Source organism: Polynucleobacter sp. JS-JIR-5-A7 (genome assembly GCF_018687935.1).
Taxonomy (GTDB): domain Bacteria; phylum Pseudomonadota; class Gammaproteobacteria; order Burkholderiales; family Burkholderiaceae; genus Polynucleobacter.
In genome coordinates, this window is the sequence record NZ_CP061308.1 from 60,625 (window position 1) to 79,689 (window position 19,065).

Sequence of the window (19,065 nt, forward strand, 5' to 3'; positions counted from 1 at the left end):
TTAAAAATGTTGTAAGTTATTGATTTAGAAGTACTTTTACTTGTAAATCACTTAAATTAATTTTGCCGACCAATCGTAGTCGGCGTGGAGCATGAATATGAGCTTAGGCTTAATCGGCCGCAAGGTCGGCATGACCCGTCTATTTACGGACGAAGGGGATTCAATTCCTGTGACCGTAATCGACGTGAGCGACAACAGAATCGCTCAAATCAAGACCCAGGCAACTGATGGCTATGATGCTATCCAGTTGGCACATGGCACACGTAGAGCTACTCGCGTTACCAAAGCAATGGCTGGTCACTTCGCTAAAGCAGGGGTGTTGGCTGGTAATGGTCTCAACGAATTCCAATTAGACGCAGCAAAAATTGCAGAAATGACACCAGGACAAGTAATTCCTGCTGACGCTGCATTTACGGCTGGTCAAAAAGTGGACGTGCAAGGCGTATCGATCGGTAAAGGTTACGCTGGTACCATTAAGCGTTATCACTTTGCTTCTGGTCGCGCATCCCACGGTAACTCACGTTCACATAACGTACCAGGTTCAATCGGTATGGCGCAAGATCCTGGTCGTGTTTTCCCAGGTAAGCGCATGACTGGCCACCTTGGTGACGTTACCCGTACCGTACAAAATTTAGTCATCGCACGCATTGATGCAGAACGTAATCTCATCATGGTTAAAGGCGCTATTCCAGGTGCCCCAGGCGGTAAAGTGATTGTTACTCCAGCGGTGAAGACACCGTTGAAGAAGAAATAAGGAGAGCGAATATGGAACTTAAGCTTCTCCAAGACAACGGTACTTTAGGTGCAGGCGTGCAAGCTTCACCAGAAGTATTCGAACGCGAATATAACGAAGCATTGGTACACCAAGTTGTAGTGGCTTATCAAGCAAATGCACGTAGTGGTAACCGTGCACAAAAAGACCGTGAGCAAGTTAAGCACACCACCAAGAAACCTTGGCGTCAAAAAGGTACTGGTCGTGCACGTGCTGGTATGAGCTCTTCCCCGCTGTGGCGTGGAGGTGGTCGTATATTCCCGAATTCTCCAGAAGAGAATTTCAGCCAAAAAGTAAATAAGAAAATGTACCGCGCTGGTATGAGATCTATCTTGTCTCAGTTAGCTCGCGAAGGTCGTTTGAATGTCGTTGATCAATTTAATCTTGATGCTCCAAAGACTAAAGTTTTGGCTGACAAAGTTAAGGCAATGGGCTTGGATTCAGTCTTGATTATTGTTGATCAGGTTAGCGAGAATTTGTACTTGGCATCACGTAACTTGCATAAAGTTGCCGTGGTTGAGCCACAGCACGCTGATCCATTAGCTTTGGTTCAATACAAAAAAGTATTGGTCAGCAAAGCAGCGATCGCAAAAATTGAGGAGTTGCTGAAATGAGCCAAGTCCGTAAAAACGATCACAACCTGATGAAGGTTCTGCTTGGTCCTGTTATCTCTGAGAAAGCCACTATGGTTGCAGAGAAAAACGAACAAGTAGTTTTCCAAGTAGCTCGCGATGCAAACAAGAGCGATGTAAAACAAGCAGTTGAATTGCTCTTCAAAGTGCAAGTTGACTCAGTTCAAATCGTGAATCAAAAGGGTAAGCCTAAGCGCTATGGCCGTTTTGAAGGTCGTCGTGACCACACCAAGAAGGCCTATGTGAATTTGAAGCCAGGTCAAGAAATTAACTTTGAAGCGGAGGCGAATTAATCATGCCTTTGATGAAGACAAAACCGACCTCACCAGGTCGTCGTTCAATGGTCAAGGTGGTCAATCCTGACCTGCATAAAGGTAAGCCTTTTGCAGCGTTGGTAGAGCCACAATTCCAAAAAGCGGGTCGTAACAATAATGGTCATATCACTACCCGTCATAAAGGTGGTGGTCATAAGCATCACTATCGTGTTGTTGATTTCAAACGCAACGACAAAGATGGCATTCCAGCAAAAGTTGAACGCTTGGAATACGATCCAAACCGCAGTGCAAATATTGCATTGATCGTGTTTGCTGATGGTGAGCGTCGCTATATTCCTGCTGCTAAAGGCATGACTGTTGGTCAAGCAATCATGAATGGTTCTGAGGCACCAATCAAATCTGGTAATAATTTGCCAATTCGCAACATTCCAGTTGGTAGCACTATTCACTGCGTTGAAATCCTCCCAGGCAAAGGTGCTCAAGTAGCGCGCTCTGCTGGTGGTTCAGCAGTATTGCTGGCTCGTGAAGGCGTATACGCTCAAGTGCGTTTGCGCTCCGGTGAAGTTCGCCGTGTTCTGATTGAGTGCCGTGCCACTATTGGTGAAGTTGGTAACGAAGAGCACAGCTTGCGTCAAATTGGTAAAGCAGGTGCAAATCGCTGGCGTGGTATTCGCCCAACCGTTCGCGGTGTGGCAATGAACCCAGTTGATCACCCACACGGTGGTGGCGAAGGTAGAACTGGCGAAGGCCGTGTACCTGTATCTCCATGGGGCACCCCAACCAAAGGTTATCGCACACGTCGCAATAAGCGCACAACTTCGATGATCGTTCAACGTCGTCAAAAACGTTAAGCGATAAGGATAAATAGATATGACACGTTCAGCTAAAAAAGGCCCATTCTGCGACGCCAGCTTAGTAAAAAAAGTTGAAGTTGCACAAGCCAACAAAGACAAAAAGCCGATCAAAACTTGGTCACGCCGTTCAACAATTCTTCCAGACTTTATTGGTCTGACAATTGCTGTTCATAACGGTCGTCAACACGTTCCGGTTTATGTATCAGAAAACATGGTGGGTCATAAGTTAGGCGAATTTGCCTTGACCCGTACTTTCAAAGGTCACGCTGCTGACAAGAAAGTTGTGAAGAAGTAAGGGGATGATGATGGAAGTTAAAGCTATTCACAAGGGCGCCCGCATTTCTGCGCAAAAGACACGTTTGGTCGCAGACCAAATTCGTGGTTTGCCAATTGCACGCGCATTGAACATTTTGAATTTCAGCCCCAAAAAAGCTGCCTTCATTGTGAAAAAAGTAGTTGAATCAGCGATTGCAAATGCTGAACACAATAAAGGTGCCGACATTGATGAGCTTAAGGTATCAGCGGTAATCATTGATAAAGGAACTTCCTTAAAGCGCTTCACTGCACGTGCTAAGGGACGTGGCAATCAAATCGAAAAACAAACTTGTCACATTAGCGTGACCTTGAGTAACTAAGGAAAGATATGGGCCAAAAGATTAATCCCACCGGATTCCGACTCGCGGTAACGAAGAATTGGACATCACGTTGGTATGCAAATAACACTGACTTCGCAAAGATGCTGAAAGAGGACGTAGATGTCCGTAGCTATTTGAAGAAGAAGTTGAAGAATGCATCCGTTAGTAAAGTGGTAATCGAGCGTCCTGCTAAGAACGCCCGCATTACTATCTATAGCTCACGTCCAGGTGTTGTGATTGGTAAAAAAGGCGAAGATATTGAAGTTCTCCGTCGTGAATTACAAAAACGTATGGGTGTTCCAGTTCACGTGAACATTGAAGAAATTCGTAAGCCTGAAGTAGATGCACAATTAATTGCTGACTCTATTACTCAGCAGTTAGAAAAACGCATCATGTTCCGTCGTGCTATGAAGCGTGCAATGCAAAGCGCAATGCGTCTTGGCGCACAAGGTATCAAGATTATGTCATCTGGTCGTTTGAACGGTGCAGAAATTGCTCGTCGCGAATGGTACCGTGAAGGTCGTGTTCCACTTCATACATTGAAGGCTGATATTGATTACGCAACATCAGAAGCTGAAACAACCTACGGCATCATCGGTGTAAAAGTTTGGGTATACAAAGGCGATACATTGGGTCGCGGTGCAGAAGCTCAAGTGGCTGCTCCATCTGCTGAACCAGCTGCCGAAGAAAAGAAAACTCGTCGTGCTCCAAGCAAAACAGCTGCTCGTAAACCAGCTGCAGGTGCTGACAAGCCATTAGTTGCTGCTAAACCAGCAGTAAAGCGTGTGCGTAAGGTTGAAGCACCTGCCGCAGATACGCAGAAGTCAGGAGAGTAAGCATGCTACAACCAAAGCGTCGTAAGTATCGTAAGGAACAAAAAGGCCGTAACACTGGCGTGGCAACACGCGGTAGTTCTGTAGCCTTTGGTGACTTTGGCTTGAAGGCCGTTGGCCGTGGCCGTCTGACTGCTCGTCAAATCGAGTCAGCACGTCGCGCAATGACCCGCCACATTAAACGTGGTGGTCGTATCTGGATTCGTATTTTCCCAGATAAGCCAATTTCACAAAAACCTGCTGAAGTACGTATGGGTAACGGTAAAGGTAATCCAGAGTACTACGTAGCTGAAATTCAACCAGGCAAAGTGCTTTACGAAATGGATGGTGTGGATGAGACTTTGGCGCGCGAAGCTTTCAAGCTTGCTGCCGCTAAGTTGCCTTTGCAGACGACTTTCGTGATTCGCCACTTAGGTTGATCGGGATAGAGATTATGAAAAATAAAGAATTAGCAACCAAAGATCTGACTGGCTTGAACGCAGAATTGACAGAGCTCTTAAAGACTAACTTTAAGCTCCGTATGCAAAAAGGCACTCAGCAACTCACCAATACCAGCCAATTGGGTAAAACGAAGCGCGACATTGCTCGTGTGAAGACTTTTATTGCCCAAAAGACTGCGCAGAAATAAGGAAAAAGGGATATGACTGAATTATCTAAACCCTTACGCCGCACCCTCGTGGGCCGCGTTGTTAGCGACAAAATGCAAAAAACTGTGACCGTGTTGGTTGAGCGTCAAGTAAAGCATCCCGTGATTGGTAAGTATGTTGGCCAGTCCAAAAAGTACCACGCTCATGACGAAACTAGCACCTACAAGATGGGTGATACGGTTGAAATTGCTGAATCTAAGCCAATTTCACGCACCAAATCTTGGGTTGTAACCCGTTTGGTTGAGGCTTCAAAGGGTATTTAAGGTATTTTTAAGGGATTTTGGCGAAGTTTCTTACCAAATCCCTGTTTTACGTAGTAGAATAGAAGGCTTCTCTGGTTTTATTGGAGAAGCAGTGTTTTTCATTAATTCCGGGTTTTAATTTTCGTTAAAGCCCATAGACGGAACCAAGACTGTTTGCCTTTGGCCAATAAGTTGGGGATTAGAAATGATACAAACCGAAAGTAGATTGCAGGTCGCCGATAACACTGGCGCCAGTGAAGTTTTGTGCATCAAGGTATTGGGCGGCTCTAAGCGTCGTTACGCCAGTATTGGTGATGTCATTAAGGTGACTGTTAAGTCAGCCGCTCCACGTGGCCGTGTAAAAAAAGGTGATATTTATAACGCTGTTGTAGTGAGAACAGCTAAGGGTGTTCGCCGTCCAGACGGTTCATTGATTAAGTTCGATGCAAACGCTGCGGTATTGCTCAACGCTAAGTTAGAGCCAATTGGCACACGTATCTTTGGACCAGTTACACGCGAATTGCGTACTGAAAAGTTCATGAAGATCGTTTCTCTCGCCCCCGAAGTGATTTAAGAGGCTGATATGAAAAAGATTCGTAAAGGTGATTCCGTAGTTCTGTTGACTGGCCGTGATAAAGGCAAGCAAGGAACTGTTACAGCCATTCTCGATGAGAAGTTAGTCATCGAAGGCGTGAATATTTATAAAAAGAGCGTTAAGCCAAACCCAGCTGCTGGTGTAACCGGCGGCATGATTGACAAGACTATGCCTGTTCACATTTCTAATGTGGCTTTGGTTGACGGTAACGGCAAACCATCACGTGTTGGTATCAAACTCGTTGACGGTAAAAAACAGCGTTTCCTCAAAACCACTGGCGCGACATTAAGCGCATAAGGGGCACGGAGAAATTATGAGCACACGTTTTCAAGAACACTATCAACAAAAAGTTGTTGCTGATTTGATTACCAAGTTTGGTTACAAGTCTGTAATGGAAGTTCCACGTATCACCAAAGTGACCCTGAATATGGGCTTGGGCGATGCAGTGAACGACAAGAAAATTATCGAAAATGCAGTTGGCGATTTAACTAAAGTTGCAGGCCAAAAGCCAGTGGTAACTAAAGCTAAAAAAGCGATTGCTGGTTTCAAAATTCGTCAAGGCTACCCAATTGGTGCCATGGTGACATTGCGTGGTCAACGCATGTACGAATTCTTGGATCGTTTCGTGACTGTTGCATTACCACGCGTACGTGACTTCCGCGGCATCTCCGGCAAAGCATTTGATGGTCGTGGCAACTACAACATCGGCGTTAAAGAACAAATCATTTTCCCTGAAATCGAATACGACAAGATTGATGCTCTGCGTGGTCTCAATATCAGTATTACGACGACTGCTAAAACCGACGAAGAAGCAAAAGCTTTGTTGGCAGCATTCAAATTCCCTTTCCGCAATTAAGAGGCTAACGTGGCAAAACTATCCCTGATTGAGCGCGAGAATAAGCGCGCAAAAACTGTAGAGAAGTACGCTGTTAAGCGTGCTGAACTCAAAGCGATCATTGCTGATCAATCGCGCAGCGATGAAGAGCGCTATGAAGCTCGCTTGAAGCTACAGGCACTTCCACGTAACGCAAGCCCGATTCGTCAAAGAAATCGTTGTTCATTAACCGGTCGCCCACGCGGCACATTCCGTAAGTTCGGTTTGGCTCGTAGCAAGATTCGTGAAATCGCCTTCCGTGGCGAAATCCCCGGTTTAACCAAGGCCAGCTGGTAAGCGGCGAAAGAATTAGGAGAACTCATGAGTATCAGCGATCCAATCGCCGACATGTTGACCCGGATCCGCAATGCGCAAGCAGTGCAGAAGCCTTTGGTCGCAATGCCGTCGTCAAAAGTTAAAGTAGCTATTGCAAAAGTTTTGCAAGATGAAGGCTATATCGAAAGTTTCGAAATCAAAGGTGAAGCAGCTAAACCAGTGCTCCACATTGATCTCAAATACTATGCAGGCCGTCCTGTTATCGAGCGTATTGACCGTGTATCTACACCAAGTCTACGTATCTATAAAGGACGTCATGACATTCCAGAAGTAATGAATGGCTTGGGCATTGCAATTATTTCAACCCCTCAAGGCGTAATGACAGACCGTAAAGCACGTGCAACAGGCGTGGGCGGCGAAGTTATTTGCTACGTAGCTTAAGGAGCGAAATATGTCCCGCGTAGGTAAATCACCAATTACAGTTCCTAAGGGCGCTGAAATCAGCATCAACGGTGCAAACATTACTGTTAAAGGTCCTTTGGGCACATTGACACACAACTTGCATCCTGCTGTTGGTTTGAAACAAGCAGATGGCGTATTGACAGTAGTTGTCAACAACGACTCACCAGAAGCTGGTGCACAGTCAGGTACGGCACGTGCTTTGGTCAATAACATGGTTGTTGGCGTTACTGCTGGCTTTGAGCGCAAGCTCAGCTTGGTAGGCGTTGGTTACCGTGCCCAAGCCCAAGGCGAAACATTGAAGTTGCAGTTGGGTTTTTCACACGACATTATTTACAACCTGCCAAAGGGTGTAAAAGCTGAGACTCCATCGCAAACTGAAATCATTATTAAAGGCTCCAACAAGCAGCAAGTTGGCCAGGTCGCAGCGGAAGTTCGTGCATACCGTTCACCAGAGCCATACAAAGGCAAAGGTGTTCGCTACGTGGATGAGGTTGTGCATCTGAAAGAAACTAAGAAGAAGTAAGCGAGATTAGAAAATGAATAAAGACGAATCCAGACAAAGACGTGCTCGGCAGACTCGTATTCGCATTGCCGAAGCAATGGCAAATCGCTTAACAGTTATCCGTAGCAATACTCATATTTCTGCTCAGGTATATAGCCCATGCGGAACCAAAGTTGTGGCAGCTGCTTCAACAATGGAAAAAGAATTGCGCCAAGCGATCAAAAACGGCGGCAACGCTGATGCAGCGAAACAAATCGGCAAGTTAGTTGCTGAGCGTGCTGTTAAGGCAGGCATTGTTGATGTTGCTTTTGATCGTTCCGGTCATCGTTACCACGGCCGTATTAAGGCCTTAGCTGAAGCTGCGCGTGAAGCCGGCCTGAAGTTCTAATAGGGTTTAGGAAAAAACATGGCAAAAATGCAAACTAAGATGCAAAACGAAGAGCGTGATGATGGTCTTCGCGAGAAGATGATCGCTGTTAATCGTGTAACTAAAGTGGTTAAGGGCGGTCGTATTCTTGGCTTTGCCGCACTCACTGTAGTTGGCGATGGCGATGGCCGCATCGGCATGGGTAAAGGCAAATCAAAAGAAGTTCCAGTGGCTGTTCAAAAAGCAATGGATGAAGCTCGTCGCAAGATGATCAAAGTTTCCTTACGTAAAGGTACTTTGCAGCATACTGTTACTGGCCAACATGGCGCCTCACGCGTTTTGATTTCTCCAGCTAAAGACGGTACTGGAATTATTGCTGGCGGCCCAATGCGCGCAATTTTCGACGTAATGGGTGTAACCAACGTGGTTGCTAAGTCCCTGGGCTCTACAAACCCGTATAACTTGGTTCGCGCAACGATTGATGGTTTGAGCAAGATGAGTACTCCTGCTGAGATTGCTGCTAAGCGCGGTAAGTCAGTTGAAGAGATTCTCGGCTAAGACCAAAAGATTAGGACTCTACAAATGACAAAATCAAACTCCAAAGTCAAACTGCAATTAGTGCGCAGCTTGATCGGTACTCGTGAAAGCCACCGTGCAACTGTGCGTGGCTTAGGCCTTGGTCGTATTAATTCAGTTTCTGAATTGGAAGATACGCCAGCTGTTCGCGGCATGATTAATAAAGTTTCTTATCTAGTTAAAGTCGTTGGCTGATAACTAGCAAGTAAATAGGCGAAGAATATGGAACTCAATACACTCAAGCCCGCAGAGGGCTCCAAGAAAAACCGTCGTCGCGTAGGTCGCGGCATTGGTTCTGGCCTTGGTAAAACTGCTGGCCGTGGTCACAAAGGTCAAAAATCTCGTTCCGGCGGATTCCACAAGGTTGGATTCGAAGGCGGCCAGATGCCTATGTATCGTCGTTTGCCAAAACGCGGTTTCGTGTCTTTGACACGTCGTCATGTTGGCCAAATTACTTTGAACGACTTAGCAAAAATCAACTTGCCAGAAGTGGACTTGTTGACATTGAAGGCTCATGGCTTTGCTGGCGAACAAATTAATGCTGTGAAGGTAATTAAGACTGGTGAAATCAAGATTGCTGTAACCCTTAAGGGTATTACAGCAACTGCTGGCGCAAAAGCAGCCATTGAAGCGGCTGGCGGCAAATTGGTTGAAGCAGCGTAATAGGTCTTTTTATTCAAAATGGCATTAGCACCTACCAATAACCCAGGGACTGCAACAGCAGGAGGCAAGTTTGGCGAATTACGTCAACGCTTGATTTTCTTGGTGTTGGCTTTGCTCGTGTTCCGTTTAGGTGCCCATATTCCAGTTCCGGGTATTGATCCAGACCAGCTCGCGCAGTTATTTGCTGGCCAAAAAGACGGCATCTTGGGAATGTTTAACTTGTTCTCAGGCGGTGCGTTATCTCGCTTTACTGTATTTGCCCTGGGAATCATGCCTTATATTTCTGCATCGATCATCATGCAGTTAATGACTATTGTTGTGCCATCATTAGAGTCTTTGAAAAAAGAAGGCCAAGCTGGTCAGCGCAAGATCACTCAGTACACCCGTTACGGCACTGTGCTTTTAGCAACCTTCCAGGCATTAGGAATCTCTGTTGCTTTGCAAGCTCAGCCAGGACTAGTGGTTAATCCAGGTTTGATGTTTGAAATCAATACTGTAGTGACTCTGGTAACTGGCACGATGTTCTTGATGTGGCTTGGTGAGCAAATCACTGAGCGTGGTTTGGGTAACGGTATTTCCATCATTATTTTTGGCGGCATCGTCTCTGGTTTGCCAAACGCTTTAGCTAGCTTATTAGAGTTAGTTCGTACTGGCTCGATGAATATTATTTCTGCATTACTCATCGTTGTCATTTGCGTAGCAGTGACTTATTTTGTGGTATTCGTAGAGCGCGGTCAGCGTCGTATCTTAGTGAACTACGCTAAGCGCCAGGTTGGCAATAAGGTTTACGGTGGCCAATCTTCTTACTTCCCATTGAAGTTAAACATGGCAGGCGTTATTCCTCCAATTTTTGCGTCTTCAATTATTTTGTTCCCTGCAACGATTGCTGGCTGGTTTACTTCAGGTGAGCCAACCAATATGTTTAGCAGAATCATTAAAGACTTGGCAGCAACATTAGCTCCTGGCCAGCCTGTGTACACAATTTTGTATGCTGCAGCGATCATCTTCTTCTGTTTCTTCTACACCGCATTGGTATTTAACAGTCGTGAGACAGCAGATAACTTGAAGAAGAGCGGTGCATTTGTTCCGGGTATTCGTCCAGGCGATCAAACAGCACGATATATCGATAAGATCCTGGTGCGCTTAACTTTGGCTGGTGCAATTTACATGGTTTTGGTTTGTTTATTACCAGAATTTTTAGTGTTGAAGTACAACGTGCCGTTCTATTTTGGCGGTACTTCATTGTTGATTATTGTGGTTGTTGCAATGGATTTCATGGCTCAAGTTCAGTCATACGTGATGCAACAGCAGTACGGCTCTTTGATGAAAAAAGCCAACTTTAAGATGGGCGCTTAACTGAATGTCTAAAGACGATGTTATTCAGATGGCGGGAGAGATTATTGAGAATTTGCCGAACGCGATGTTTCGCGTGAAGCTAGAAAACGGACATGTGGTTCTAGGGCACATTTCTGGAAAGATGCGGATGCACTACATTCGTATTTTGCCGGGAGATAAGGTAACGGTGGAGATGACTCCTTACGACCTGACGCGCGCCAGAATCATTTTCCGGGCGAAGTAAAGATTAAGTAGTACCTATTTTTAAGAGGTGAGTTATGAAAGTTTTAGCATCCGTTAAGTGTATTTGCAGAAATTGCAAGATCATTAAGCGCAAACGCGTTGTGCGTGTGATCTGTTCTTCAGACGCACGTCATAAGCAGCGTCAAGGCTGATCTGGTTAATTAAGAGGAAATCTCATGGCACGTATCGCTGGGGTAAACATCCCAAATCATCAACATACTGTTATCGGTTTAACAGCAATTTTTGGCATTGGCACAACTCGTGCTCACAAAATTTGCCAAACCACAGGTGTTGCAATCGATAAAAAAGTTAAAGATCTTACTGACGCTGACTTGGAAAAGTTGCGTGATGAAGTAGGTAAGTTCATCACCGAAGGTGACCTTCGTCGTGAAGTAACTATGAGCATCAAGCGTTTGATGGACTTAGGTTGCTACCGTGGCGTGCGTCATCGTAAGGGCTTGCCTGTTCGTGGTCAACGTACTAAGACCAATGCGCGTACCCGTAAGGGCCCACGTAAGTCCGGCATCGCACTGAAGAAATAATCAAGAAAGTTTATTGACATGGCAAAACAACAATCCGCTTCCGCCGCTTCACAGCGCACTCGTAAGAAGGTTAAAAAGAACGTTGCTGACGGTATTGCACACGTTCATGCTTCTTTTAATAACACCATTATTACGATCACTGATCGTCAAGGAAATGCGCTTTCATGGGCAACTTCTGGCGGCCAAGGCTTCAAAGGCTCACGTAAGTCAACACCTTTTGCTGCTCAAGTAGCGGCTGAAGTTGCTGGTAAAGCTGCCGTTGAATGCGGTATCAAGAACTTGGAAGTTCAGATCAAAGGCCCGGGCCCAGGTCGTGAATCAGCAGTTCGTGCATTGAACTCATTGGGGATCAAGATCACTGAGATTCAAGACGTCACTCCAGTTCCACACAATGGTTGCCGTCCTCCTAAGCGTCGTCGTATCTAAGCTAGGAAGTTGGCAGTACAAGTTTTAGTAGTTTTTATTAAAGCCCACCGTTCATCTGATTTAAAGGGTGAACTCACCGCCGGTCGCAAGACTGCGGCAAAGAAAGGAAAGCATCGTGGCACGTTACTTAGGGCCTAAGGCCAAATTAGCACGTCGGGAAGGTACCGACTTATTTTTAAAGAGCGCACGTCGCGCCCTGTCAGACAAGTGCAAGTTAGATACTAAGCCTGGTCAACATGGTCGTACATCTGGCTCAAGAACATCAGACTACGGTAATCAGTTGCGTGAAAAGCAAAAGGTTAAGCGTATCTATGGCGTACTAGAGCGTCAATTTCGTCGTTACTTCGCAGAAGCTGAGCGTCGTAAGGGCAATACTGGCGAAACATTGCTCCAATTGCTAGAGTCACGTCTCGACAACGTGGTGTATCGCATGGGCTTTGGTTCAACACGTGCTGAAGCACGTCAGTTAGTTTCTCATGGCGCCATCATGCTCAATGGCAGCGCAGTGAATATTCCATCCATCCAAGTTAAGCCTGGTGATGTGGTTGCAATTCGTGAAAAAGCGAAGAAGCAAGCGCGTATTACAGAATCACTCAATTTGGTTCAGCAAATGTCTGCAGTTACCTGGGTTTCAGTTGATGCGGCTAAGCTGGAAGGAACATTTAAGCAAGTGCCCGACCGCGAAGATATTAGCGGTGAAATTAATGAAAGTTTGATCGTCGAATTGTATTCACGCTAATTAGGCACTATCAAGGAAAAAATATGCAAACAAATTTGCTCAAGCCAAAAATTATTTCTGTTGAAGCGCTTTCCGCCAACCAAGCTAAGGTTGTTATGGAGCCGTTCGAGCGTGGCTATGGCCACACACTCGGAAATGCATTACGTCGCGTACTCTTGTCCTCGATGGTTGGTTATGCACCAACTGAAGTAGATATTGCAGGTGTAGTTCATGAATATTCCACATTGGATGGCGTGCAAGAAGACGTTGTAAACCTCTTGCTCAACCTCAAGGGAATCGTATTTAAGTTGCAATCCCGTGACGAAGTCACTATCAATTTGCGTAAAGAAGGTCCAGGCGTTGTTACTGCAAAAGATATCGATTTGCCACATGATGTAGAAATTATCAATCCTGATCACGTGATCGCTCACTTGTCTGCTGGTGGCAAGTTAGATATGCAGATTAAGGTTGAAAAAGGTCGTGGTTATGTTCCTGGTAACGTGCGTCAATACAACGACGAGACTACTAAGATCATTGGCCGTATCGTATTGGATGCCTCATTTAGTCCAGTAAGCCGCGTTAGCTATGCTGTTGAATCTGCTCGTGTTGAGCAACGTACCGACCTCGATCGTCTCGTAATGACTATCGAAACAAACGGTGTATTGTCTCCTGAAGAAGCAATTCGTCAAGCGGCTAGCATTTTAGTGGATCAGTTGGTTGTATTCGCAGCTCTCGAGAGCAGTGAAGTGTCTGGTGATCTTGCACCAAGTCGTTCTTCAATGGTTGATCCAATGTTGATGCGTCCAGTTGATGATCTCGAGCTCACAGTCCGTTCTGCAAACTGCTTGAAGGCCGAGAACATCTACTATATCGGTGACTTGATTCAACGTACAGAGAATGAATTGTTGAAGACGCCTAATTTGGGTCGTAAGTCTTTGAATGAAATCAAAGACGTATTGGCTGCTCGTGGCTTAAGTCTTGGCATGAAACTCGAAAGCTGGCCTCCAGCTAACCTCGAGAAATAATTAGAAAGGAAGCATCATGCGTCACGGAAACGGCTTACGCAAACTAAATAGAACATCTTCACATCGTCTGGCGATGCTGCGCAATATGTCCAATTCTCTTTTGGAGCATGAAGTGATTAAAACCACTTTGCCAAAAGCAAAAGAATTGCGCATGGTTGTTGAGCCTTTGATTACCTTGGGTAAAAAAGATAACTTAGCAAACCGTCGCTTGGCATTTAATCGCACTCGTGATCGCGATATCGTGGCTAAACTCTTCACAGAGCTCGGCCCACGTTACGCAACACGTCCAGGTGGCTATCTTCGTATTTTGAAGTTTGGCTTCCGTCATGGCGACAATGCGCCTATGGCATTGGTTGAGTTGGTTGACCGTCCAGAAGTTGAAGAAACAGCAGTTGTAGCTGAAGAGGCTTAAGTCTCTTAGATGCGCAAAAAGCCAGGCTTCGGTCTGGCTTTTTTCATTGATAGGTTTATAAATACGGTATGCCTCAAAACCCCTCAGTTACCGCCCCTGTTAATCCCAATCAGCTTCTGGTGGTGGTCACAAGCCTGCCTAATATGGAGATTGCCAAAAGCTTAGCTCGCACTTTAGTGGAGCAAAAGATTGCTGCGTGCGTGCAACTGATTGATGGCATCCATTCTATTTACCGCTGGGAAGGGAAGGTTTGTGAAGAACAAGAAATTCTTCTATCAGCGAAAACTATCAGTAGTAAATGGTCAGAGATCTCAAGCTTTATTCGAGCTCAACATCCTTATGACCTTCCCGAAATTCTGGCTTTTTCACCAGCACAATATGCGCAGCAATACGGTGAGTGGGTAGAAGCTGAGGTAAATTCGAAGATATGAGAATGCAATCCTTTCTGAGAATGGTTATCACAGCACTTTCGCTGTTAATGACACCAGTTTTTGCTGCAACTGATTTTTTGCCACCAGAAAAAGCATTTCGGGTCGAGGCTACTTGGTTGGAAAATTCCAAGCAAGTTGAAATTGAGTTTATGCCTGCTAAGGGTTATTACCTCTATCAAGAATCACTCCAATTTCAAGTGGGAACTGAGCTCGGAAAGCTATATACAAAAAGGCCTGCATTGCCAAAGGGTATAGAAAAGTTTGATGAAACTTTTCAGAAAAAACTGCAAGTGTATAAGCAGCCTTTTATCGTTCTATTAGATGTCAATCCAGCCCCTGCTAGGCCTATTCATATTGAGCTAGGTTTGCAAGGTTGTGCAGAGGCTGGTATTTGCTATCCACCGATGACTCTAAAATTTCTATTGGCAGGCCCTGGTGTTAGAGCAGCGCCAATACCTGAAGTGCTTGGTGGTGCCCAGGCTGCTGTCAACACTCAAGCTAAATTGAGCTTGACTGATTTATGGCGCGAACGAGACGACGTTAATGCGATTACCCGTTTTTTAGAGGGCACATCAACTGGTTATTTATTTCTTGCTTTCTTTGTTTTAGGGCTCGCTTTAGCTTTTACGCCCTGTGTTTTGCCAATGCTGCCAATTCTCTCAAGTGTCATCTTCGGAACGCAGGGCGGTAAGGCGATCTCTAAGGGCCGCGCAAGCCTGCTTGCACTTGCATATGTTTTGGGTATGGCCTTGGTGTATTCCTTGGCTGGGGTCCTCATGGCAGCCCTTGGCGGTAGTGTACAAAGGGCATTACAAAGTCCACTTGCACTAGCTGCCTTCGCAATCTTGCTACTAGCTTTGTCGGGTAGTCTGTTCGGCCTCTATGATCTACGATTGCCTCAGTCATGGCATCACCATATTGATCGTTTAGCTGGGCGCCAAAAGGGAGGTAGCGTTTTAGGTGCCTTTATCTTAGGTGGCATTTCTACTTTGGTTGCCAGCCCATGTATTACAGCGCCATTAGCAGGTGTTTTAGCGTTTATCGCCCAGACAGGTTCTATGAATCTAGGCGCAGGATTGCTATTTGTGATGGCCTTAGGCATGGGCTTGCCACTCCTCTTTATTGCAATTGAGGCGCGTATTTTGATTCCCTCGACTGGTATCTGGATGGTCTGGTTACAGCGCACCTTGGGTGTCTTGTTGGTAGCTACCGCAGCGTGGATTGCCTCTCCTTTAATTCAGAAAAATGAACCTATTGGAGCTGTAAAAACAATCAATGGCCAACGCATCCATCAGGTAGGAGAGCTATCTTTTGTGGTGATTCATTCACCAGCAGAATTAGATGCGCAGCTTACGAAAGCGCAGCAAGAGCAAAAATGGGTCATGTTAGATTTCTATGCAGACTGGTGTATTAGTTGTAAAGAAATGGAAGTGAACACCTTTACAAATCCAGAGGTCAGTAAAGAATTGAAACAGTTGGTGTTATTGCAAGCCGATGTCACTGCTAACAGCCCAGAAAATCAGGCGCTACTAAAACGTTTTGGATTATTTGGCCCGCCGGGGATTTTGATCTTTAATCCAAACTCAGAAGAACAAAAAGAGCAACGTGTGATTGGCTATATGCCACCTCAGCGTTTCATTGAGCGTTTGCAAAAGTTGCTGCGGAACTAATCACTATGATCAAAATACACTCGATTTATATTGCCTCTCAGGCCGGTGAGCCCATGATTACAAGGGATGCCGCGAGACTTAGTCCTAGCGTAGGAATTGAGGGCGATAGATACGCACTTGGTATCGGCGCATTCTCTGGCTCTGTTCCAGCAAAAATCAGGGATGTTTCTCTGATTGCGCTTTCAGGAATTGAGGCTGCTAACGAAGAGTTGGCGGCGGGCGGATTAAAGACCTATCTTCCGAGTGAAACAAGAAGAAATATCGTGATTGAGGGTGTGAGCGCAGAAGGTCTCAATCAGTTAGTTGGAAGAGAATTTTTTCTGGGCTCAATTCGACTTAAAGCTACAGAATTATGTATCCCTTGTGAGCGCCCGGCGAGCTTAAGCAAGAAGTCTGATTTTATTTCTGCATTTAAAAACAGGGGTGGTATTAGAGCCCAAATTTTAGACTCTGGCCAAATCAGAATTGGCGATCAATTCAAAGAAGCTTCACCTACCTGATTTCATGAGTCTTGCTGCTTCCAGCGCAAAGTAAGTCAGCACACCATCGGCACCAGCACGTTTAAATGCAAGTAAAGATTCCATCATGACAGCATCGTGATCTAGCCAACCATTTTGTGCAGCAGCTTTGAGCATCGCGTATTCACCGCTCACTTGATAAGCATAAGTGGGGTAATCGAACTCTTCTCTCACACGACGCACGATATCTAAATAAGGCATCCCAGGCTTGACCATGACCATATCTGCACCTTCGCTAATATCTAGTGCAACCTCCCGCAAAGCCTCGGCACCATTGGCGCAATCCATTTGATAGGTTTTCTTATCAGCCTTACCAAGATTCTTGGCGGAACCTACTGCATCTCTAAATGGGCCATAAAAGGCGGATGCATATTTGGCTGAGTACGCCATGATGCGCGTATGAATTAAATTCTTTTGCTCAAGTGCTTCCCGAATTTTTCCAATACGACCATCCATCATGTCTGATGGTGCAACGATATCGACACCAGCTTCTGCTTGTGCAACTGCCTGCTTTACTAAGATCGCTGTAGTCTCATCATTCAGGATGCGGCCTTGCTCATCGAGAACGCCATCTTGACCATGGCTTGTATACGGATCAAGCGCAACGTCCGTCATGATGCCTAAATTCGGGAAACGTTTTTTGAGTTCACGAACTGCATTAGGGATGAGGCCATTTGGATTGAATGCTTCTTTACCATCAGGTGTTTTTAACGAAGCATCTATTACTGGAAAAAGTGCTAGCACTGGAATACCTAGATCAACACACTCTTGCGCAACAGGCAATAACAAATCTAATGAAACACGATTGATGCCGGGCATGGAAGCAACAGCCTCAGATTTGCCTTGGCCTTCTAGTAAGAAGACTGGATAGATCAAGTCGTTCGCAGACACGCTATTTTCTTGCATGAGTCGACGTGACCAATCATCGCGACGCATACGACGAGGGCGATGTTCTGGAAAGTTAAGTAAAGAGCTAGCTTGTGATTTCATCTTCATGGGTTTCTGCTTCAAATAGCCATTTAATAATTAAATTATCTGCCTCTTCAAGACCAATACGCTTGGTGCTTGAGAACAATTGTGCCGTAAGTTGCTTGGAGTCACCAGTGCCCTCTGGAAGCGCAGGGTCGTATTGTTGGAGTTGTTTGCGGACGGCTTCCAGAGCATGTTTACATTCGCTTTTATTGAGTTTGTCGCACTTACTGAGCAAGATATGAATCGGTTTGCCTGTCGGAACAAACCATTGAATCATTTGCTCATCAAGATCGGTAATGCCGCGCCGTGCATCGACAATCAGGACCATACCAACTAATTGCTCGCGCTCTTGTAAATAGTCACTGAGAAGGGCGTTCCAGTGGTATTTGGTCTCATGATTCACGGCGGCATAGCCATAGCCTGGTAAGTCCACTAAATAGGCTAAAAGGTCGTCTTTTGAGAAAAGACCAAAATAGTTGATGTGTTGGGTCCGACCAGGGGTCTTGCTGGCAAAAGCAAGCCTTTTTTGGTTACAAAGGACGTTAATTGCGCTCGATTTACCCGCATTTGAGCGACCAGCAAAGGCTACCTCACGCAGGGGTGTGGCAGGCAGGCAATGGGTGTCATTGACTGTGGTGGCGAATCGGGCTTGAAAGAGTTTAGACATGTCCTGAAGCTATTGTAAAATCACGCCAAATCATGAAATATCTCATGGTGTTGGGTAAAAAGGTTGTAAATGTAGGGCCCAAACACTTTTAGGAATTTTTGCCAAGGTAAACATAATGCGTCAAACCTCCCAAATCTCCAAATTCACTAGCCTGCGCGCTGGTTTTGTAGCCCTTTCCATTTTCGCCCTAGTTGGCGCTTCTGGCGTGGCAATTGCAGCTGATGCTGCACCTATGGCTCCAGCTGCTGAAGCTAAGGCTGCGGTTCCAGGCAAGCCAAAAACTGATCCAGCTGTTGGTGAGACTTTATATTCAAACGGCGATGCAACGCGTGGCGTTACTGCCTGTATCACTTGCCATGGCCCTAAAGGCCAAAGCGCAGTCGGTGCATGGCCAAAACTCTCTGCTCAGCATGCGGCCTATACAGCCAAGCAGTTGAAGAACTTTAAAGAAGGTAGTCGTGCTAACCCAATCATGATGGGTATGGCTGCCACTTTGACCGAACAAGATATGCAAAATATTGCTGCCTATTTAGCTAAGCAATCGATTTCACAAGGTGTTGCACAAAACAAAGACACGATTGAGTTAGGTCAAAGTATTTATCGTGGCGGTATTGCAGCAAAAGGCGTTCCTGCTTGTGCAGCATGCCACAGCCCAACGGGTGCTGGTATTCCTGCGCAATATCCGCTCTTGGGTGGCCAGTGGGCTGAATACACCAATGCACAGTTGCTCGCTTTCCGCGAAGGTGTTCGTAAAAACAGCAGCCAAATGACGACGATTGCTACTAAGCTGTCTGACCAAGAAATGAAAGCAGTTGCTGACTACATGGCTGGTTTGCACTAAGCTATTTTCCAAGCTTTAAATAAAAACCCCGCTCATGCAGCGGGGTTTTTATTTGTCCAA

34 protein-coding genes are annotated in these 19,065 nt (G+C 45.7%); 32 read left to right on the plus strand and 2 right to left on the minus strand.

All coding sequences use genetic code 11. The features are described from left to right. Positions 1-97: 97 nt before the first annotated feature. The 31 genes from rplC (at position 98) to AOC29_RS00470 (ending at position 16,507) form a co-directional block, all read left to right on the plus strand. Positions 98-754: a 50S ribosomal protein L3 gene (gene rplC / locus AOC29_RS00320; protein ID WP_215297226.1), complete on the plus strand. Its 657-nt coding sequence runs from the start codon at positions 98-100 to the stop codon at positions 752-754. Positions 755-765: 11 nt separating this feature from the next. Further along, the gene (gene rplD / locus AOC29_RS00325) at positions 766-1,386 is read left to right on the plus strand and encodes a 50S ribosomal protein L4 (RefSeq protein ID WP_087908798.1); all 621 of its coding nucleotides are present in this window, start codon (positions 766-768) and stop codon (positions 1,384-1,386) included. After that, the gene (gene rplW / locus AOC29_RS00330; protein ID WP_068947693.1) at positions 1,383-1,697 is read left to right on the plus strand and encodes a 50S ribosomal protein L23; all 315 of its coding nucleotides are present in this window, start codon (positions 1,383-1,385) and stop codon (positions 1,695-1,697) included. Before rplD ends, rplW begins: the two co-directional genes overlap by 4 nt. A gap of 2 nt (positions 1,698-1,699) precedes the next feature. Further along, a complete protein-coding gene (rplB, locus tag AOC29_RS00335) occupies positions 1,700-2,530 on the plus strand; it encodes a 50S ribosomal protein L2 (RefSeq protein ID WP_087908799.1) in 831 nt (276 codons plus the stop codon). A 19-nt stretch (positions 2,531-2,549) separates the two neighbouring features. Then, complete coding sequence (rpsS, locus tag AOC29_RS00340) at positions 2,550-2,828, plus strand: 30S ribosomal protein S19 (protein WP_087908800.1); 279 nt, start codon at positions 2,550-2,552, stop codon at positions 2,826-2,828. A 7-nt stretch (positions 2,829-2,835) separates the two neighbouring features. Then, positions 2,836-3,168, plus strand: coding sequence for a 50S ribosomal protein L22 (rplV, locus tag AOC29_RS00345; RefSeq protein WP_215297228.1), 333 nt, complete (start codon positions 2,836-2,838; stop codon positions 3,166-3,168). Positions 3,169-3,176: 8 nt separating this feature from the next. After that, positions 3,177-4,004 (plus strand): 30S ribosomal protein S3, encoded by an 828-nt coding sequence (gene rpsC, locus AOC29_RS00350; protein ID WP_215296100.1) that lies wholly within the window; start codon positions 3,177-3,179, stop codon positions 4,002-4,004. A 2-nt stretch (positions 4,005-4,006) separates the two neighbouring features. After that, entirely contained in the window at positions 4,007-4,420 is a 414-nt protein-coding gene (rplP, locus tag AOC29_RS00355; RefSeq protein WP_071464443.1) for a 50S ribosomal protein L16, read from the plus strand. 14 nt (positions 4,421-4,434) lie between these two features. Next, positions 4,435-4,629, plus strand: a complete 195-nt coding sequence (gene rpmC / locus AOC29_RS00360; protein ID WP_215296101.1) for a 50S ribosomal protein L29 — start codon at positions 4,435-4,437, stop codon at positions 4,627-4,629. A gap of 12 nt (positions 4,630-4,641) precedes the next feature. Beyond that, positions 4,642-4,911 carry a 30S ribosomal protein S17 gene (gene rpsQ / locus AOC29_RS00365; RefSeq protein ID WP_215296102.1) on the plus strand — a complete coding sequence of 90 codons (270 nt, stop codon included), beginning with the start codon at positions 4,642-4,644 and terminating at the stop codon, positions 4,909-4,911. Positions 4,912-5,095: 184 nt separating this feature from the next. After that, the gene (gene rplN, locus AOC29_RS00370; protein ID WP_087908804.1) at positions 5,096-5,464 is read left to right on the plus strand and encodes a 50S ribosomal protein L14; all 369 of its coding nucleotides are present in this window, start codon (positions 5,096-5,098) and stop codon (positions 5,462-5,464) included. 9 nt (positions 5,465-5,473) lie between these two features. Beyond that, complete coding sequence (rplX, locus tag AOC29_RS00375; protein WP_215296103.1) at positions 5,474-5,782, plus strand: 50S ribosomal protein L24; 309 nt, start codon at positions 5,474-5,476, stop codon at positions 5,780-5,782. 16 nt (positions 5,783-5,798) lie between these two features. After that, the gene (gene rplE, locus AOC29_RS00380; RefSeq protein ID WP_215296104.1) at positions 5,799-6,341 is read left to right on the plus strand and encodes a 50S ribosomal protein L5; all 543 of its coding nucleotides are present in this window, start codon (positions 5,799-5,801) and stop codon (positions 6,339-6,341) included. 9 nt (positions 6,342-6,350) lie between these two features. Further along, entirely contained in the window at positions 6,351-6,656 is a 306-nt protein-coding gene (rpsN, locus tag AOC29_RS00385; RefSeq protein WP_011901913.1) for a 30S ribosomal protein S14, read from the plus strand. Positions 6,657-6,680: 24 nt separating this feature from the next. Next, positions 6,681-7,076: a 30S ribosomal protein S8 gene (gene rpsH / locus AOC29_RS00390; RefSeq protein ID WP_215296105.1), complete on the plus strand. Its 396-nt coding sequence runs from the start codon at positions 6,681-6,683 to the stop codon at positions 7,074-7,076. A 10-nt stretch (positions 7,077-7,086) separates the two neighbouring features. Beyond that, positions 7,087-7,620, plus strand: a complete 534-nt coding sequence (rplF, locus tag AOC29_RS00395) for a 50S ribosomal protein L6 (protein ID WP_215296106.1) — start codon at positions 7,087-7,089, stop codon at positions 7,618-7,620. A 13-nt stretch (positions 7,621-7,633) separates the two neighbouring features. After that, positions 7,634-7,987 carry a 50S ribosomal protein L18 gene (rplR, locus tag AOC29_RS00400; RefSeq protein ID WP_215296107.1) on the plus strand — a complete coding sequence of 118 codons (354 nt, stop codon included), beginning with the start codon at positions 7,634-7,636 and terminating at the stop codon, positions 7,985-7,987. A gap of 18 nt (positions 7,988-8,005) precedes the next feature. Next, positions 8,006-8,524 (plus strand): 30S ribosomal protein S5, encoded by a 519-nt coding sequence (gene rpsE, locus AOC29_RS00405; protein WP_068947703.1) that lies wholly within the window; start codon positions 8,006-8,008, stop codon positions 8,522-8,524. A gap of 24 nt (positions 8,525-8,548) precedes the next feature. After that, positions 8,549-8,737: a 50S ribosomal protein L30 gene (rpmD, locus tag AOC29_RS00410; RefSeq protein ID WP_215296108.1), complete on the plus strand. Its 189-nt coding sequence runs from the start codon at positions 8,549-8,551 to the stop codon at positions 8,735-8,737. A 27-nt stretch (positions 8,738-8,764) separates the two neighbouring features. Then, on the plus strand, positions 8,765-9,205 hold the full coding sequence (rplO, locus tag AOC29_RS00415; RefSeq protein ID WP_215296109.1) for a 50S ribosomal protein L15: 441 nt from the start codon (positions 8,765-8,767) through the stop codon (positions 9,203-9,205). Between the two features lie 18 nt (positions 9,206-9,223). After that, a complete protein-coding gene (gene secY, locus AOC29_RS00420; protein ID WP_215296110.1) occupies positions 9,224-10,561 on the plus strand; it encodes a preprotein translocase subunit SecY in 1,338 nt (445 codons plus the stop codon). Positions 10,562-10,565: 4 nt separating this feature from the next. Beyond that, the gene (gene infA / locus AOC29_RS00425; protein WP_015420252.1) at positions 10,566-10,784 is read left to right on the plus strand and encodes a translation initiation factor IF-1; all 219 of its coding nucleotides are present in this window, start codon (positions 10,566-10,568) and stop codon (positions 10,782-10,784) included. 34 nt (positions 10,785-10,818) lie between these two features. Beyond that, a complete protein-coding gene (gene rpmJ / locus AOC29_RS00430; RefSeq protein WP_012357167.1) occupies positions 10,819-10,935 on the plus strand; it encodes a 50S ribosomal protein L36 in 117 nt (38 codons plus the stop codon). Positions 10,936-10,959: 24 nt separating this feature from the next. After that, positions 10,960-11,325 (plus strand): 30S ribosomal protein S13, encoded by a 366-nt coding sequence (gene rpsM, locus AOC29_RS00435; protein WP_215296111.1) that lies wholly within the window; start codon positions 10,960-10,962, stop codon positions 11,323-11,325. A gap of 18 nt (positions 11,326-11,343) precedes the next feature. Then, entirely contained in the window at positions 11,344-11,751 is a 408-nt protein-coding gene (rpsK, locus tag AOC29_RS00440) for a 30S ribosomal protein S11 (RefSeq protein WP_088525623.1), read from the plus strand. A gap of 115 nt (positions 11,752-11,866) precedes the next feature. Further along, a complete protein-coding gene (rpsD, locus tag AOC29_RS00445) occupies positions 11,867-12,490 on the plus strand; it encodes a 30S ribosomal protein S4 (protein ID WP_173954863.1) in 624 nt (207 codons plus the stop codon). A 23-nt stretch (positions 12,491-12,513) separates the two neighbouring features. Continuing rightward, positions 12,514-13,494, plus strand: coding sequence for a DNA-directed RNA polymerase subunit alpha (gene rpoA, locus AOC29_RS00450; protein WP_215296112.1), 981 nt, complete (start codon positions 12,514-12,516; stop codon positions 13,492-13,494). Positions 13,495-13,510: 16 nt separating this feature from the next. Next, entirely contained in the window at positions 13,511-13,906 is a 396-nt protein-coding gene (rplQ, locus tag AOC29_RS00455; protein ID WP_087908811.1) for a 50S ribosomal protein L17, read from the plus strand. Positions 13,907-13,974: 68 nt separating this feature from the next. Continuing rightward, entirely contained in the window at positions 13,975-14,337 is a 363-nt protein-coding gene (gene cutA / locus AOC29_RS00460) for a divalent-cation tolerance protein CutA (protein ID WP_215296113.1), read from the plus strand. Further along, entirely contained in the window at positions 14,334-16,007 is a 1,674-nt protein-coding gene (gene dsbD, locus AOC29_RS00465) for a protein-disulfide reductase DsbD (protein ID WP_215296114.1), read from the plus strand. Before cutA ends, dsbD begins: the two co-directional genes overlap by 4 nt. A gap of 5 nt (positions 16,008-16,012) precedes the next feature. Continuing rightward, positions 16,013-16,507 carry an MOSC domain-containing protein gene (locus AOC29_RS00470; RefSeq protein ID WP_215296115.1) on the plus strand — a complete coding sequence of 165 codons (495 nt, stop codon included), beginning with the start codon at positions 16,013-16,015 and terminating at the stop codon, positions 16,505-16,507. Here the strand turns inward: AOC29_RS00470 and hemB are convergent. Next, on the minus strand, positions 16,496-17,515 hold the full coding sequence (gene hemB / locus AOC29_RS00475; protein WP_215297230.1) for a porphobilinogen synthase: 1,020 nt from the start codon (positions 17,513-17,515) through the stop codon (positions 16,496-16,498). The genes AOC29_RS00470 and hemB overlap by 12 nt on opposite strands. Then, entirely contained in the window at positions 17,499-18,164 is a 666-nt protein-coding gene (yihA, locus tag AOC29_RS00480; RefSeq protein WP_215296116.1) for a ribosome biogenesis GTP-binding protein YihA/YsxC, read from the minus strand. The genes hemB and yihA overlap by 17 nt, the downstream gene beginning before the upstream one ends. 115 nt (positions 18,165-18,279) lie before the next feature. On the opposite strand from yihA, the gene AOC29_RS00485 reads away from it, so the two are divergent. Continuing rightward, positions 18,280-19,005 carry a cytochrome c gene (locus tag AOC29_RS00485; protein ID WP_215296117.1) on the plus strand — a complete coding sequence of 242 codons (726 nt, stop codon included), beginning with the start codon at positions 18,280-18,282 and terminating at the stop codon, positions 19,003-19,005. Positions 19,006-19,065: the final 60 nt, after the last annotated feature.